This is a genomic window from Natronomonas sp. (assembly GCF_028274965.1).
Taxonomy (GTDB): domain Archaea; phylum Halobacteriota; class Halobacteria; order Halobacteriales; family Haloarculaceae; genus Natronomonas.
Genome location: NZ_JAQCNO010000016.1, coordinates 1 through 14,883, shown reverse-complemented (window position 1 = coordinate 14,883; position 14,883 = coordinate 1). Strand labels below are relative to the sequence as shown.

General features: G+C 69.1%; 20 protein-coding genes and 2 tRNA genes. 16 read left to right on the top strand and 6 right to left on the bottom strand.

What is annotated here, in order from left to right; genetic code table 11:
- Positions 1-72 precede the first annotated feature (72 nt).
- Both Q0916_RS02855 and Q0916_RS02850 read left to right on the top strand, forming a co-directional pair.
- A tRNA-Cys gene (locus Q0916_RS02855) sits at positions 73-148 on the top strand.
- Between the two features lie 236 nt (positions 149-384).
- Positions 385-537 carry a hypothetical protein gene (locus Q0916_RS02850; protein ID WP_299234106.1) on the top strand — a complete coding sequence of 51 codons (153 nt, stop codon included), beginning with the start codon at positions 385-387 and terminating at the stop codon, positions 535-537.
- A gap of 151 nt (positions 538-688) precedes the next feature.
- Here the strand turns inward: Q0916_RS02850 and Q0916_RS02845 are convergent, their stop codons facing one another.
- Positions 689-1,294: a class I SAM-dependent methyltransferase gene (locus Q0916_RS02845; RefSeq protein ID WP_299234104.1), complete on the bottom strand. Its 606-nt coding sequence runs from the start codon at positions 1,292-1,294 to the stop codon at positions 689-691.
- A gap of 142 nt (positions 1,295-1,436) precedes the next feature.
- On the opposite strand from Q0916_RS02845, the gene Q0916_RS02840 reads away from it, so the two are divergent.
- The 10 genes from Q0916_RS02840 to Q0916_RS02795 all read left to right on the top strand — a co-directional run bounded on the left by Q0916_RS02840 (position 1,437) and on the right by Q0916_RS02795 (position 9,459).
- Positions 1,437-1,970 carry a 50S ribosomal protein L16 gene (locus Q0916_RS02840; RefSeq protein ID WP_299234101.1) on the top strand — a complete coding sequence of 178 codons (534 nt, stop codon included), beginning with the start codon at positions 1,437-1,439 and terminating at the stop codon, positions 1,968-1,970.
- Between the two features lie 158 nt (positions 1,971-2,128).
- Positions 2,129-2,851 carry a creatininase family protein gene (locus Q0916_RS02835; RefSeq protein ID WP_299234098.1) on the top strand — a complete coding sequence of 241 codons (723 nt, stop codon included), beginning with the start codon at positions 2,129-2,131 and terminating at the stop codon, positions 2,849-2,851.
- A gap of 71 nt (positions 2,852-2,922) precedes the next feature.
- On the top strand, positions 2,923-3,345 hold the full coding sequence (locus tag Q0916_RS02830; protein ID WP_299234095.1) for a universal stress protein: 423 nt from the start codon (positions 2,923-2,925) through the stop codon (positions 3,343-3,345).
- Positions 3,346-3,414: 69 nt separating this feature from the next.
- Entirely contained in the window at positions 3,415-3,864 is a 450-nt protein-coding gene (locus tag Q0916_RS02825; RefSeq protein ID WP_299234092.1) for a universal stress protein, read from the top strand.
- 93 nt (positions 3,865-3,957) lie between these two features.
- Positions 3,958-5,979: a bacterio-opsin activator domain-containing protein gene (locus Q0916_RS02820; RefSeq protein ID WP_299234090.1), complete on the top strand. Its 2,022-nt coding sequence runs from the start codon at positions 3,958-3,960 to the stop codon at positions 5,977-5,979.
- 42 nt (positions 5,980-6,021) lie between these two features.
- Positions 6,022-7,092 carry a Brp/Blh family beta-carotene 15,15'-dioxygenase gene (locus Q0916_RS02815; protein WP_299234087.1) on the top strand — a complete coding sequence of 357 codons (1,071 nt, stop codon included), beginning with the start codon at positions 6,022-6,024 and terminating at the stop codon, positions 7,090-7,092.
- 64 nt (positions 7,093-7,156) lie between these two features.
- Positions 7,157-7,582: an SRPBCC family protein gene (locus Q0916_RS02810; RefSeq protein WP_299234084.1), complete on the top strand. Its 426-nt coding sequence runs from the start codon at positions 7,157-7,159 to the stop codon at positions 7,580-7,582.
- A 53-nt stretch (positions 7,583-7,635) separates the two neighbouring features.
- The gene (locus Q0916_RS02805; protein ID WP_299234081.1) at positions 7,636-8,205 is read left to right on the top strand and encodes a hypothetical protein; all 570 of its coding nucleotides are present in this window, start codon (positions 7,636-7,638) and stop codon (positions 8,203-8,205) included.
- 225 nt (positions 8,206-8,430) lie between these two features.
- Positions 8,431-9,273 carry a bacteriorhodopsin gene (locus Q0916_RS02800; protein WP_299234078.1) on the top strand — a complete coding sequence of 281 codons (843 nt, stop codon included), beginning with the start codon at positions 8,431-8,433 and terminating at the stop codon, positions 9,271-9,273.
- Between the two features lie 101 nt (positions 9,274-9,374).
- Positions 9,375-9,459 (top strand) — tRNA-Ser (locus tag Q0916_RS02795).
- A gap of 18 nt (positions 9,460-9,477) precedes the next feature.
- On the opposite strand, the gene Q0916_RS02790 is transcribed toward Q0916_RS02795, so the two are convergent.
- The 3 genes from Q0916_RS02790 to Q0916_RS02780 all read right to left on the bottom strand — a co-directional run bounded on the left by Q0916_RS02790 (position 9,478) and on the right by Q0916_RS02780 (position 10,895).
- Complete coding sequence (locus Q0916_RS02790) at positions 9,478-9,693, bottom strand: hypothetical protein (protein WP_299234075.1); 216 nt, start codon at positions 9,691-9,693, stop codon at positions 9,478-9,480.
- Between the two features lie 71 nt (positions 9,694-9,764).
- Positions 9,765-10,553, bottom strand: coding sequence for an enoyl-CoA hydratase/isomerase family protein (locus Q0916_RS02785; protein ID WP_299234073.1), 789 nt, complete (start codon positions 10,551-10,553; stop codon positions 9,765-9,767).
- 57 nt (positions 10,554-10,610) lie between these two features.
- Positions 10,611-10,895 (bottom strand): hypothetical protein, encoded by a 285-nt coding sequence (locus Q0916_RS02780; RefSeq protein ID WP_299234071.1) that lies wholly within the window; start codon positions 10,893-10,895, stop codon positions 10,611-10,613.
- Positions 10,896-10,954: 59 nt separating this feature from the next.
- On the opposite strand from Q0916_RS02780, the gene Q0916_RS02775 reads away from it, so the two are divergent.
- Positions 10,955-11,389, top strand: a complete 435-nt coding sequence (locus Q0916_RS02775; protein ID WP_299234068.1) for a bifunctional nuclease family protein — start codon at positions 10,955-10,957, stop codon at positions 11,387-11,389.
- A 54-nt stretch (positions 11,390-11,443) separates the two neighbouring features.
- On the opposite strand, the gene Q0916_RS02770 is transcribed toward Q0916_RS02775, so the two are convergent.
- Positions 11,444-11,971 (bottom strand): DUF7097 family protein, encoded by a 528-nt coding sequence (locus tag Q0916_RS02770; RefSeq protein ID WP_299234065.1) that lies wholly within the window; start codon positions 11,969-11,971, stop codon positions 11,444-11,446.
- A gap of 71 nt (positions 11,972-12,042) precedes the next feature.
- On the opposite strand from Q0916_RS02770, the gene Q0916_RS02765 reads away from it, so the two are divergent.
- From Q0916_RS02765 to Q0916_RS02755, 3 genes are all read left to right on the top strand, one after another.
- Positions 12,043-12,393: a DUF192 domain-containing protein gene (locus tag Q0916_RS02765; RefSeq protein WP_299234062.1), complete on the top strand. Its 351-nt coding sequence runs from the start codon at positions 12,043-12,045 to the stop codon at positions 12,391-12,393.
- Positions 12,394-12,567: 174 nt separating this feature from the next.
- On the top strand, positions 12,568-14,103 hold the full coding sequence (locus tag Q0916_RS02760) for a (R)-citramalate synthase (protein ID WP_299234059.1): 1,536 nt from the start codon (positions 12,568-12,570) through the stop codon (positions 14,101-14,103).
- Between the two features lie 39 nt (positions 14,104-14,142).
- On the top strand, positions 14,143-14,700 hold the full coding sequence (locus Q0916_RS02755; RefSeq protein WP_299234056.1) for a GMP synthase subunit A: 558 nt from the start codon (positions 14,143-14,145) through the stop codon (positions 14,698-14,700).
- A 41-nt stretch (positions 14,701-14,741) separates the two neighbouring features.
- Here the strand turns inward: Q0916_RS02755 and Q0916_RS02750 are convergent.
- Positions 14,742-14,883, bottom strand: a 142-nt coding sequence (locus tag Q0916_RS02750; RefSeq protein ID WP_299234109.1) for a 50S ribosomal protein L40e, incomplete at its 5' end; no start/stop codon positions are given.

Below are 14,883 nucleotides of genomic sequence, written 5' to 3'. Positions count from 1 at the left end.
ACCGTCCTCATGGGAACGCTGTCAGCATGCGACCGCTACGCTTAAACGGCCCTCGCCGCTACCTTCGGTGGCGCCAAGGTGGCAGAGTCTGGCCTTACGCGGTTGCCTGCAGAGCAGCTACACGCCGGTTCAAATCCGGCCCTTGGCTTCTCGAGTTTTCCGCCATCCTTGGTCCGCCACACGCGGACCGACGCGAGCCCTCACGGGGGGGACACGGGTGCCGAGCCGTCTCACCGTTCGACGGTGCCCGAGGTACTGTCCCGCGGTAGCGGGTCGGGTACGGCACCCACCGCGAACAGACCGCGCGGAACCGTTGGTGTGGGCCCTCCGCGTCGGCTTCGCAAAAGGATTCAAGTGCGTCCAACGCGTACGGTATCATGTATCATGTGCCACGGATACACACCGCGTGACCGAACGCGAACCGACGAAGCGTCCGAGGAAGACCCGTCGTTTCTCAACGAGGAATCCAGCGTCGACACGGAACTGCTGACCGACGGCGGCGACGAGGACACCGACGAGGTGGACGAGGAAGCCTGACGCCCTGCAGCCCCCGACTCTCAACGCCGACAGAGGGTGTCGCAATGCGCCCGCGGACGGGCGATGGGAAGCGACGCCGGTTGGCTCCGTAACCGGTGGTCGCCCGCGATGCCCTCTGTGAGTTCCTCGTCGTTTCGTCCGTTCGATGCCCTCAAACGCCGTCCGACAGCGTCGCGAACACGAACTCCGTCTCGCTGCCGAGGGGGTCGTCGGTCCGCTCGGTGCGATCGATTTCGAACCCGGCCGCCGAGAGGGATCGCAGCGTCTCCGAGCGCCCGGGCGATGAGAAGAACATCGAACCGCCCATCCAGTTCCGTCTGACGGTCTCGTAGGACCCACCCGGCAGCGTCATCAACAGCCGACCGCCCGGCTCGAGGACGCGCGCGAACTCCGCGTAGACGTCCGGCTGTCGAACCCGCGGGACGTGAAACACGGCGTGGTAGGCGGTGATCGCGTCGACGCTGTCGGCCCGAAGCGGTATCGCCGACATCTCCCCCTGGAGGAGTCCCGCGTCCGGGTCGGTCTCGGCGGCGAGTTCGAGGCCGCGCCGCGCGAAATCGAGGCCGACGCTTCCCTTCGGGAGGTTACTCAGCGTCCGCGCGCCGTCGCCGCAGCCGACGTCGAGAACGAGCGGATCCGGCGGGAGATCCCCGACGAGTTCCCCGATGAGCGCCGCGTCCGGGCCCTCCGCGTTCCGCGAGGCGGCGTACCGTTCGGAGACCCGCTCCCACGCGCGTCTGATCTCGGATCGGTCCATACGACGTGTTCGGCTCGGGGACACAAAACACCACGGCGGCCGTCGCCGGGATCGCCGAAGCGCCCGCTTCGAGACTCCCTCCGTCCGGTTTTGGGCGCGCTTCGAAGCCTTTATCAGCGAACTGACCCTCCAATCGCGTACTATGAGCGACAAGCCGGCATCGATGTACCGGGACATCGACAAGCCCTCCTACACCAGACGCGAGTACATCACGGGCATCCCCGGATCGAAGGTCGCACAGTACAAGATGGGCAACTTCGACGCCGAACCCGACGACTACGAGGTTCAGATCAGCCTCATCGTCGACGAGGCGGTGCAGATACGGCATGACTCCCTGGAGGCCTCCCGCCTCTCGGCGAACCGCCGCATGCTGAAGGAACTCGGCGAGGGCGGCGACTACAAGATGATCCTGCGGAAGTTCCCCCACCAGGTCATCCGGGAGAACAAGCAGGCGACCGGCGCGGGCGCCGATCGGGTCTCCGACGGGATGCGACAGTCCTTCGGCAAGATCGTCGGGACCGCGGCCCGGATCGAGCGCGGCGAGCGGCTCTTTACCATCTGGTGTAACCCCGAGGACGCCGAGACCGCAAAGGACGCCCTCCGGCGCGCGTACAACAAGATCTCGCCGCCGGCGACGGTTCGCGTCGAGCGCGGCGAGGAACTGCTCATCGCCTGACCCGCGTCGTTTCGCTCTTGAGGTTCGCGTTTCGGCGCCCCTCCGTTCTCGGCTTTCCGTTGGTTGCTCCCGTCTTCGGCGTCTGATCTCGACTCTCGATCCCGCCGCCGTTTCGATCCAGTCGCGGGGTATAAGCGCCGCCGGCGCCTGCGTCCGGTATGCGTCTCGCCGACTCGACGTGGACCGACGTTCGCGACGCCGACGCTTCGACCGCCGTGTTGCCGGTCGGTAGCACCGAACAGCACGGCCCCCACGCCCCGCTCGGCGTCGATTCGATGAGCGCGGAAGCGATCGCCGCCGCGGGGGTCGAAACCTACGGCGAGTCGCGCGAGGGGACGGTCCTCGTCGGTCCGACCGTACCCGTCGGCGTCGCGGCCGAACACCGCGCCTTCGACGGGACGCTTTGGGTCTCCGAGGACGCATTTCGCGCGTACGTCCGCGAGACGATCGAGAGCCTCGCGACCCACGGCATCGATCGGGTCGTCGCGGTCAACGGCCACGGCGGGAACGTCGACGCGCTCAGGGAACTCTGCGGGCGCGTCACGCGGAACGGCGACGCCTACGCCGTCCAGTACACCTGGTTCGACGCCGTCGAGTTCGACGCGTTCGGCCACGGCGGCCCGGCGGAGACGTCGCTCATCAGGCACCTCCACCCCGAGATGGTGCGCGAGGACAGAACGGACGCGGCGGCCGCCGAGGGCGCCGAACGCTGGGGCGAGTGGGTGTCGGGAACGAACCTCGCGTACGACTCGGCGGAGTTCACCGACAGCGGCGTCGTCGGCGATCCCCGCGACGGCGACGCGTCCCTCGGCGCGGATCTGTTGGACGCCGCGGCCGCGGCGCTGGCGGAACTACTCGACGCGATCGAGGATCGCGGCTGAACTGGGGCGTCCCCGGAGACCGCCCCGGCCCACCGCTCGATTTTATATATGTGGCGGCGCTACCATCGCGTATGCGTGTTCTCGTTCCCGTCGACGGCTCCGACCCGTCGGACGACGCCCTTGCGTACGCCCTCGAACACTTCGAGGACGCCGAAATCGTCGCACTGCACGTCATCGATCCCGTCGACGGGTCGGCGACGATGGCCCCCGGAAGCGCGACGGACTGGCTCGCCGCCTCCGAGGAGCGCTCCGAATCGGTGCTTGAGGCAGTGGTCGAGACCGTCTCCGCGGCCGGGAAGACCGCAACGACGGACTCCGTCGTCGGGCGCCCCGCCCACGCCATCGTCGAGTACGCGGAGGACAACGACATCGATCACATCGTCCTCGGGAGCCACGGCCGCGACGGGCTCTCGCGGGTATTTCTGGGAAGCGTCGCCGAAACCGTCGTCCGCCGGGCGCCGGTCGCCGTCACGGTCGCCCGAGCCGACGGGTGAGGGCGCTCCGCGGGCCGGCGCGCGATGGACGGTGTATCATTTATCTCGCCCCCGGGCGTGCGTGTGGGTATGTACTCGAGTCTGCTCGTGGCGACCGACGGCAGTTCGGACGCCGAGGCCGCCCTCGATCACGCCGTCGGCCTCGCGGCGGCGACGGACGCGGCGCTGCACGTCGTCTCCGTGGTCGAGACACGAACCGCCTACGACAACGCGATCGTCGACCCCGAGGAGGTCCGAGAGAACCTCAGAGCCGACGCCGCGGCCGCACTCGAGCGCGCGAGCGAACGCGCGGAGGCGGCCGGCGTCGCGTGTCACACCACCGTCGCGGAGGGGCCGCCGCCCGAGCGGATCCTCGCCGCCGCCGCCGACGCGGCCGCCGACGCGATCGTCGTCGGGGCGACCGGCCGCTCGGGGTTCAAACGGCTCGTCCTCGGGGGGACCACCGAGCGGCTGTTGGAGTCCGCCTCCGTTCCGGTCGTCGTCGTCGGCGACGGACGCGAGGGGTCCGACGGGAACTGAACGCCGCCTCGGTGCGGGGTGGCTCTTCGGTCGTCCCGGCGCTCCGGGCGCGACTGCGGGAGTCTTTTATACATCGCGCTGACAGATAGTGTAATGTTCGCGCTGGATGTGCTTCTCGTCGGGGACGCGCCGTCGCGACCGGCGATCCGCGAGGCGCTTCCCGACCATCTCATCGACGTGGCGACCGCGTCGGGGTTCGACGAGGCGGTCTCCCACCTTGAGGGGGGCGAACCCAACTGCGTCGTGAGCGACTACCCGCTCCCGGATCGCGACGGGATCGAACTGCTCTCGGCGGTCCGGGAGCGCGAGTCGGAGTTGCCGTTCGTGATGCACACCGCCGCCGGCGACGAGCGCGTCGCGGAGGCGGCCATCGACGGCGACGTGACGGCGTACGTGCCCCGCGACCCGGAGACGGACCCCGAGGACGTCGCCGGTCGCGTCGTCGAGTTGGCCCGCCAGGATCACGTCGCCGAAACGCTCGATGCGGACGATCCGGCCGCCGCGAACCTCCGGCTCGCGGAGATGACGATGGACGAGGCCCCCGTCGGGATCACGGTCGCGGACCCGAGTGAACCCGACGAGCCGCTCATATACGTCAACGAGGCCTTCGAGCGGATGACCGGATACGACAAACACGAGGCGCTCGGCCGCAACTGCCGGTTTCTCCAGGGTGAGGGGACGGACCCGGAGTCGGTCGCCGAGGTCCGCGAGGCGATCGAACAGAACCGCCCCGTCTCCGTCGAACTGCTCAACTACCGCAAGGACGGCGACCCCTTTTGGAACCAACTGGACCTCGCTCCGGTGCGCAACGACGACGGCGACGTGACGCACTACCTCGGCTTCCAGGCGGACGTGACCGAACGAAAGGAGATCGAGCTCCGCGCGAGGCGGCAGGCCGAACAGCTGCGGGCCGACTACCGCACCAGAGAGCGCCTGCTCACCCGCCTCGACGGTCTCATCCGGCGGGTGACCGGCGCAACGGTCAACAGCACCTCCCGGACGGAACTCGAGGAGCGCGTCTGCAAGGCGGTGATCGAGACGAACGACTACGGCGCGGCCTGGATCGGAACGCGCCAGATGACGAGCGATCGGATCGTCGCCGACGCCCGCGCCGGCTGCGGGACCGACGAGACGATCCGGATCTCGCCCGACGGCGAGAGCACGGTCAACGAGGCGATGCGCACCGGGACGGTCTCGATGGCCGAGACCAGTTCGCTGCCGGCCGACTCGCCGCACCACCGGTTCGCGCCGCCGGAGGGCGGCGTCGCGGCGATCCCCCTCCGGTATCGAGAGGCCGAGTACGGGGTGTTGGTCGTGTACGCGGCCCGGTCCCGGACGCTTGACGACCACGAGATCGCGGTGTTCGAGGCGCTCGGCCGGGTGATCGGCACCGGTATCAACGCCCTCCAGAACCAGCGGCTGCTCGCGACCGACGAGTACCTCGAACTCGTCTTCAGCGGCGGGTCCCCGGGCCCGATCCTCGTCGAGTTGGCGGCCGAAGCCGGCTGTGAGATCACCTACAAGGGGGCCGTCTCCCGCACCGACGGCCGGTTCGTCCTCTCGGCGCTCGTCTCCGGTGCGGACGTCGAAACGCTCCGGGACGCGGCCGAGGGGATGTCCGAGCCCCCCGAGGTGAACCTCGTCGCCGGCTACGACGACGGCTGTCTGGTCGAGGTGGTCCCGCCGTCGGCGTCGCTCGTCCGGACCGTCCTCGATCACAACGGCGCGGTCAGATCGCTCGCGGCGAGCGCCGACAGCGCGGACGTCCGCATCGAACTCCCCAGAACCGCCGATCCGAGCGCCGTCGTCCAGACGCTCTTGGACCAGTACGACGGGCTCTCGCTCGTCTCCCAACAGCGCCGCGAACGCGACCGGAACTCCAGGCGCGAGTTGGCTGAGACCCTCCGGGGGGAGCTGACCGACCGGCAGCTGGAGACCATCCAGAAGGCCTATCTGAGCGAGTACTTCGAGTGGCCCCGGCCGGTCTCCGGCGAGGACATCGCCGACTCGATGGGCATCACCCGATCGACGTTCCACCAGCACCTCCGGGCGGCACAGTCGAAGATAATCGGCGAACTCCTCGAGGAGTTCCAACCGATCACCCGACCGAACTAGCGTGTCGCGCCCGGCTTCGTTCCGAGCGACCGGAGGGAACCCGTGAGCCGCCGGCTCTCGGAGGCGCACGCGGCGGTGGGCCGTCTCGGTACGTCCGACGCCGTTGGCGCGTGCGCCCGCATCGCCTTCCTCCCGGGGTGGGTCGTCGTCGCCGCCGCGACGGCCGTTTTCCTGTTTGACGTGTCCGTTCCGCTGTCGTACCAACTCGTTCCCCTCGCGATCAGCGTCGTCCTGTTCGGGCTTCCGCACGGCGCGGTCGATCACCTCGCGATCCCCCGAAGTAGGGCGGAACCGGTGACGACCCGGTGGCTCGCGATCGTCGGCGTCCTCTATCTCGTCGTCGGCGGCGCGTACGCGGTCGTGTGGTTCCTCGCGCCCGTCGCCGCGGTCGCCTTCTTCATTCTCATGACGTGGGCCCACTGGGGACAGGGCGACGTCTACCCGTTCGTCGCCTTCGGCGACGCGCACCCGGCCGGCGGAGCGACGCGGGTCCTGATGGCGGTCACGCGGGGGGCGCTCCCGATGGTCGTCCCCTTCGTCGCCTTTCCCGACCAGTACGAGTTGGTCGTCTCGACGCTCGTCGGTCTCTTCGACGCCACCGCCGCCGGGACGGTTTCGGCCGCGTTCACGCCGACGACGCGGCTCGTCGTCGCCGCCGGACTCGCCGGGCTGATCGGGGCGACCCTCGCCGTCGGCGTCCGTTCGGCCGGCCGGTCGGGGCGGCGCTCGTGGCTCGTCGACGCCGCCGAGACGGCCCTTCTCGTCGCCTTTTTCTCGACCGTGCCGCCGGTCCTCGCGATCGGGCTGTACTTCTGCGTCTGGCACTCGCTGCGGCACATCGTCCGGCTCCTCGCCGTCGACCCCGGGGCCGAAGCGGCGCTCGACGCCCGGCGCTACGGGGCCGCGCTCGCCTCCTTCGGTCGCGACGCCGCGCCGCTGACGGCCGCGTCGGTCCTCATCCTGGTCGTCTGGTACGTCGTCGTCCCCGGAACCGCGGCCGACCCGCTCTCGCTCGTCGGCGCGTACCTCGCGTTGATCGCCGTTCTCACCCTGCCGCACGTCGTCGTCGTGGGCTGGATGGACCGCGAACAAGGGATCTGGCGCTCCGGCTGACCCCGGCCCGCGGATCGCTCGCGCCCTCACAGCGCTTAAGACGGCCCGCCCGGGACTGTGTGGCATGAACGCCTCGGCGACGACCGTCATCGACCGCCCGCCCGTCGCGGTCTTCGAGTACATGGACGTCCCGGAGAACCAAGCCCGGATCTCCCCGCGGCTCGCCTCCGTCGAGACGACCGGCACCCTCGACACCGGGGGCAAGCGCGCGACGTACACCTACCGGCTCTTCGGGCTCTCCTTCGAGGGCGAGGTCCGCGGCGTCGAGCACCGACCGTCCGAGCGGATCGTATTCGAGATGACGGGCGACATCGACGGCCGGATCGAGTGGACGTTCGAACCGGTCGACGGCGGGACGGAGGTGACCTACACCGCGGCGTACGACCTCGGGCTCCCGCCGCTTCTCGATCGCCTCTTGGGGCCGCTGGCCGACCGGTTTAACCGGCGCGAACTGGAGGCGACCCTGCGGAACCTCGCAGAGCGGCTGTAGGGTCTCCACCATGACAGCCCTCAAGTGTGTGAGCGACCAACATCCGGGTATGCATGTCCAAGGACATCTCCGATGCCGTCCTCGACGGTGACCCCTACGAGGAGGCGTCCGCGCTCACCCGGCGCGTGTTCCCGGTCTCTCTCACCCGGAAGATACGGCTCTGTTCGGCCGTCCTGCTCGCGACGGCGGCGTTCGCGCCCGCCATCGAGTACCGCGGCGAACTGATCCGAACGCTCGAACCGGCCGCCGCCGTCTCGACGCCGGCGCTCGGGTCTGTCGTCGCCCTGGGCGCCGCGATCACCTTCCTGTTCGGCCTGGCGCTCGTTCGTCACCGGCGGCTCCTCGATACCCGCGATTTCGACGTCCAGGCGGCCAAACAGCACATCCGATTCGAGGACCTCCTCATGGCGTTCGTCGTCTCGACGGGCTTTCTGTTCGTTTTGGTCCCGCTCTCGCTGGTCGTCCTCGGGGCCGCCTCCTCCGAGGCCATCGTCTGGCTGTACGAGTTGGACATCCGGCTGTATCGCCCCTCGGCGCCCGGCCCGCTCACCGCCAGAACCGTCTCCGGCGGCGGCCTCCTCTTGGCGCTCGCGCTTGCGGCCGTCGAAATGACGACCCGGTGAGGACAGCGCCCTCGTTCGTGCGGGCCAGAGGCCCCTCTCGTCGGCGTTATCGCCGCCGTAACGCCCCGAAAGTATTTATAAATCACATCCTCACGTGTGTCCATCGGTGAGATGCTGTCGGTTGGATGCGCCGATCAACCATACTAGTTTGGCTCCCTTTTCATATCCCTATCCTTCGAATGGGTACATGGAGTCATGACAGGAACTCAGGCGCTGCCATCGGGAATGGAATCGCTCGCACTACAGCAATCGGAGGTGACCCAAACCGAGATCTTCAACTGGATCCTCGGTGAACCGCTCCTCGCCAGCTCGCTGTACGTAAACATCGCGCTCGCGGGGCTCTCGATCCTCCTGTTCGTCTACATGACGAGCAACCTCGAGGACAACCGCGCGAAGCTCATCGCCGTCTCCGTGCTCCTCGTGCCGACGGTGTCGGTTTCGAGTTACACGGGGCTGGCGTCCGGACTCACGATCGACGTCATCCAGATGCCGGCGACACACGCCGCCGAAAACGCCACGGTTAACATCGGCGGCCAGAGCGTCGACGGCGTCATCTCGCTTTGGGGTCGCTACCTCACGTGGGCGCTGTCCACCCCGGCGATCCTGCTCGCGCTCGGACTGCTCGCGGACGCCGACGGAACGTCCATCTTCACCGCGATCACGTTCGACATCGCGATGTGTGTGACCGGCCTCGGTGCCGCGCTGACCACGTCGTCGCACCTGCTGCGCTGGTTCTGGTACTTCATCAGCTGCGCGTGCTTCGCGGTCGTCGTCTACATCCTGCTCACCCAGTGGCCCGCGGACGCCGCGGCCGCCGGAACGGCAGACATCTTCAACAAGCTGAAGATCCTGACCGTCGTCCTGTGGCTCGGGTACCCGATCATCTGGGCCCTCGGCGTCGAGGGGATCGCCGTCCTGCCGGTCGGCATCACCTCGTGGGCCTACAGCGCGCTTGACATCCTCGCGAAGTACTTCTTCGCGTTCCTGGTGCTCAGCTACGTCGTCTCCAACGAGAGCGTCGTTTCGGGCAGCATCATGCCGTCCGGGGCGTCGCCGGCCGACGACTGAGCTCGGTTGCCGACCCGCGAACCCGTTTTTTTGACGCCGCGCCGACAGCGGCTGCGCCGGATCGAAACCCATAACAACGAATCCGCCGGACGTACGGACGAGCCGAGGTAGCCTAGCCCGGCCAAGGCGGTTGCTTCGAGAGCAACTGTCCGTCAGGACACGTGAGTTCGAATCTCACCCTCGGCGCTCTCCGTTTTCGACGCCTCAGGCCTCGGGCCCACGATCGACGATGCCGCCGCTGATCGCGATCCAGCCGATCACCGACACGAAAAGCACCGGCGGAAACAGGAGCACGCCCCAAAGCGGGTTGAGCCCCCACTGGAGGATGAGAACGACGTTGCCGATCCCCAGTACGAAACACGGGACGACGACGACGGCGGCCTTCTTCGTCCGCGAGGGTCCCTCGGCGTCGTCTTCCATGCGACGGCTTCGCGGTCACCGAAAAAAAGCCCGCCGGTCGGCGCCCCCCGCCCGCCGTCGCGCTCGCCGCGCTATTCGCCGGTGAACTCCGGCGTCCGGCCCTCGATCCGCGCCCGGAACCCCTCGTCGTAGTCGTCGGTCCCGTCGAGCTCCCGGGCGAGCGAGCGCTCGAGTTCGAGCCCCCGTTCCAGCGGCGTATCGAAGGCGGCGTTGAGCGCCCGTTTCGCCCCTTCGAGCCCCAGCGGCGCGTTCTCACAGAGGTCGTCAGCGACGGCCCGCGCCCGCTCGTCGACCGACCCGCTCGGACAGACCTCGTGGACCAACCCGCAGGCCTTCGCCTCCGCCGGCGGGATGAACTCCCCGCCCAACACGATCTCCTTGGCCTTCGAGAGTCCGACGAGCCGCGGGAGTCGCTGCGTCGCCCCGCCGTGGGGAAACGTCCCCAGTTTGACCTCGATGACGCCGTACTTCGCGTCCTCGCCGAGCACGCGGAGATCGCACGGCAGCGTCAACTCGAACGCCCCCGCGGGCGCGGCCCGCTTGATCCCGGCGACGACGGGCTGTCGGACCGTCCCGATCGCCTCGAGCAACTCGGGGAGGACGTCCCGTTCGATCTCCGAGTCCGGTTCGACCCGCTCGCGCATCATCTCTAGGTCCATCCCCGCACAGAACACCGGCCCCTCGCCTAAAAGCGCGATCGCGCGGAGGTCCTCGCGGTCCCCCACCTGCTCGAAGGCGGCCTCGAGGTCCCGCATGAGATCGACCGTCATCGCGTTCCGCTTGTCGGGCCGGGAGAGATAGACGTCCGCCCTGTGGCCGTCGGTGTCGATCCGTGCGAGCCCCGTTCCGATCGCTTCCATACCGCCCCGACGCCCCGCGGCCGATTAAAACTCGGGGCGATCGACGGCCGCCGCGTCTCAGAGCTCGAAAACGCCGACCTGCTCGCCCGGCAGCTCCCGCTCGTTGCCCCGCATGCGGCTCCGGCGGGCCAACAGGTAGCCGTCGGCGGGGCTCTCGTCTCTCGGGTGGGCGTTTTGAATCCACAGCGTGTACCCCTGCGGGCTGGCCGCCCGGGCCCACTCGCGGGCGAGCGCCTTCGAGTCGAACGTCCGGTATCGGCCCTCCGTGGCGATCCAGGCGCCGACCGCCCTGCTCGCCCGGCGCGCGGAGGGCTTGGCCGCGACGACGTATCCCTCGCCCATGCCCGGGCGACGACCGGTGATGCGAAAAGTTTTGATGCTGTTGGGCCGAGTGGTGAACGATGACACACGAGGCGACCGTTCACGGCCTCGGGATCAGCGCCGACGAGCACGACGACGGGACGCCCGTCGTGGTACTGGAGGCCCGCGAGGAGGCCGTTCCGATCTTCATCAGCGCCGATCAGGCGAAGTCGATCTCGCACGCCCTGGAGGGCAAGCCCTTCGAACGACCGCTCACCCACGACCTCTTCGTCGAGATGCTCACGGAGTTCGGCGGGGCCATCGACCGGGTGCGCATCGACGCGCTCGCCGAGCACACGTTCATGGCCAAGATCGACGCCGAGCAGTACGCCGCCGGCGAGCGCTCGACGCTCACGTTCGACGCCCGCCCGAGCGACGCCATCGCGATCGCGCTCAGGGTCGACTGCCCGATCGTCGTCGCCGACGGCGTCATCGACGAGGCCGGGCGACCCCCAGACGCCTTCGAGACCCGATAGCGGACGCCGACCCGCCGCCGATGTCCTCGCCGGTCTCGACGCTGGTGTCCCCGTTCACTCGTCGTCGTACCGCTCGGCCGCCGACTCGAAGCCGAACTCGGCCTGTTCTTTCGACCGCCGCCCTTCCGCGGCCGCGATCGCCTCGGGGCCGGGCGCGGCGTCGTCGTCGATCCTCGCCCACGAGCCGTGTACCTTCGCGTGACACCACCGACACAACGAGACCGTGATCTCGTGGGACAGCTCCGTGCGGTCGTCGTCGGCGTACTCGAGGTGGTGCTCCTCGAGCAGCGGACGGGCCTCCTCGCCGGCGAGTCGCCGCTCTTCGAGGCCGCAGCGCCGACACGTCCGCCCGCGGCTCCGGTCGCGGAAGTGCGGACAGTCGGCCCACCCCCACTCGCCGTCGGGGTCCGCCGCCGGACACCGGAGGCCGTCCTCGCGGCGCGCCTCGGCGAACTCCGGGTCGTGGCGCCCGTGTTCGGCCGCGTACCGACACCGTCCGTCGTCCGTGAGGTGATCGCACCGATCGACGACCGCGTAGGGGTCCTCGACGCCGACCGACGTGCCGCGTGGCGTCTTCTCCATGCCGTCAGTTGTGCGCGCTCATCCCTCAACCTTCGGGGGAGGTTTTTCAGCCTCCCCCGCCGAGTGCGACCGTGCGCGTCGTACACGAGACCGACACCGGCGACCGCCCGCTGGCGACGGACGTCGACGTCGCCGACGGGATCGTCTCACAGGGGCTCGGCCTGATGTTCCGGCGTTCGATACCGGATGGGTACGGCCTCGTGTTCCCGTTTTCGGGCGCGTCCAAGCGGAGCCTGCACATGCTTTTCGTCCCGTTCGACATCGACGCCCTCTGGCTCGTCGACGGCCGCGTGGCCGCGAGAAAGCGGCTGTCCGCGTGGACGGGCCGGGGTCGCGCCCGTGCGGACACCGTCGTCGAGTTGCCGGCCGGGGCGGCCGAGGGGGTCGCCGTCGGGGAGGCGGTCCGGATCGACCGCGAGTGAGCGCCGCGTTGCCGCCACGGGCCCGCGTCCGGAGAGATCAGCAGGTATATCAACGGGTGCGTCGAACGTGCGTGTACACCATGCCGAACCCCCACACGGCAGAGGATAGAGTAAGTCGCCGGACGGCGGCTGGTCGAGAAATTCGACCGCTCGCCACACGCTGAGGATTTTCCCGTGACCACGCTGTTCGGGGACCACCCAGCGACTGCTCCCATCGAAGACCGCGACGTAGAGTTTCTGGACACCACGCTGCGCGACGGCGAGCAGGCCCCCGGCATCTCACTCACGCCGACCGAGAAGGCCGACATCGCCCGCGAACTCGACGCGGCCGGCGTCTCTGTCATCGAGGCCGGCAGCGCCTGCACCGGCGCCGGCGAGCGCGAGACGATCGCGCGCGTCACCGGCCTCGGCCTCGACGCCCGGGTGACGAGTTTCGCCCGCGGCGTGAAAAACGACATCGACCTCGCCATCGAGTGCGACGTCGACGGCGTCAACCTTGTCGTGCCGGCCAGCGACCGCCACGTCGAACGGAAGGTCGACACCACCCGCGATGCGGTCGTCGACGAGACCGTCGAGTTGGTCGAGTACGCGACGGACCACGGGCTGTGGGTCGAGGTGCTCGGCGAGGACGGCTCCCGGGCGGACCTCGAGTTTCTGGAGCGGCTGATGGGCGCGGCGATGGACGCCGGCGCGGACCGGATCTGCGCTCCCGACACCGTCGGCCACGCGACCCCCGATAGGATGCTCGAGGTCTACGCCCGCCTCTCGGAGATCGGGCCGACCTCGATGCACACCCACGACGACCTCGGACTCGCGGTGACGAACGCCCTCGTCGGCGTCGCGGCGGGCGCGGACCTCGTTCACGGCACCATCAACGGCGTCGGCGAGCGCGCCGGGAACGTCGCCCTCGAGGAGGTCGCGATCGCGCTCGATCACGGCTACGGCGTCGAGACGCTCGTCACCGAGCGGCTGTACGACCTCGCCCAACTCGTCTCGACGGCGACGGGCGTTCCGCTGGCCCCGAACAAGGCGGTCGTCGGCGAGAACGCATTCACCCACGAGTCGGGCATCCACACCGACGGCACGCTGAAAGACGACGCGATGTACGAGCCCTACCCGCCGGAGACGGTCGGGCGGACGCGCCGGCTCGTGTTGGGCAAACACGCCGGCCGCGCCGGCGTCGACGCCGCCCTCTCCGAGCACGGCATCGACGTCTCCGACGACGACCTCGAGGAGATCGTCGCCCGGATCAAACGGCTCGGCGAGCGCGGCAAGCGCGTCACCGACGCCGACCTCCTCACCATCTCCGAGGAGGTCCGGGGCCACGAACACGAGCGCCGCGTCGAGTTGATCGATCTGACCGCCGCCTCCGGCAGCGGCTCCCCGACGGCCTCCGTCCGCCTCGAGGTCGACGGCGAAGAGCGTGTCGCCTCCGGCACCGGAAGCGGTCCGGTCGACGCCGCGATCGCGGCGGTCCGGTCGGCGCTCGGGACGGCGGCAAACGCCCAACTCGACTCGTATCACGTCGACGCGATCACCGGCGGCACGGACGCCGTCGTCACCGTCGAGGTCGAGATGTCCCGCGAGGACCGGACCGTCACCGTCGCCGCCTCCGATTCGGACATCACGACCGCGTCCGTGCGCGCGATGGTCGACGCCCTCGATCGGCTCCTCGCCGAGGAGGAAACGCCAGTCTTCGCCGACGACTGATACGGTCCCTTTTTGTTCGCAGGCGCGGTAGAGCGGCCAATGACACGCATCGTCGTGGTTGACAACCACGGGCAGTTCACGCACCTCGAACACCGCGCGCTACGCGACCTCGGCGTCGACACCGAGATCGTCGACAACGACGACCCCCCCGAAACGGTCGCCGCCGACGGCGTCGTCCTCTCGGGCGGCCCCGACATGGACCGGACAGGGCGCGCGGCGGAGTACCTCGATCTCGACGTGCCGGTCCTCGGGATCTGCCTCGGGATGCAACTCATGGCCGCGGAGTTGGGCGGCCGCGTCGACGGCGGGGAGTACGGCGGGTACGCCGACGTCACCGTCGACATCGAGGACGAAACGGATCCGCTCGTCGGGTCGCTCGCCCCCGAGACGCGGGTGTGGGCGAGCCACGCCGACGAGGTCAAGACGCTCCCCGAGGGGTTCGTCCGGACGGCCAAAAGTGACATCTGCGGCATCGAAGCCATGAGCGACGTCGATCGGGCGCTGTACGGCGTCCAGTGGCACCCCGAGGTCGTCCACACCGAGGAGGGCGAGGCCGTCTTCGAGAACTTCCTCGAGGTGTGCGAGCGCCACGGCTGAGCGGTTCGGAGCCGCGTAAAAACCGGACCGAGAGAGGCCCCTCAGGCCGCGCGCCGCTCTTTGGCCTTCGGCCGGAGCTTCTTGTACCCGCACTTCCGGCAGCTGTCGGCGCGTTTCGGGTTCCGGGCGTTACAGCGCATGCAGATCATCTTCTCGAGAATGCGCCTTTCTGCTTCCTCGAAC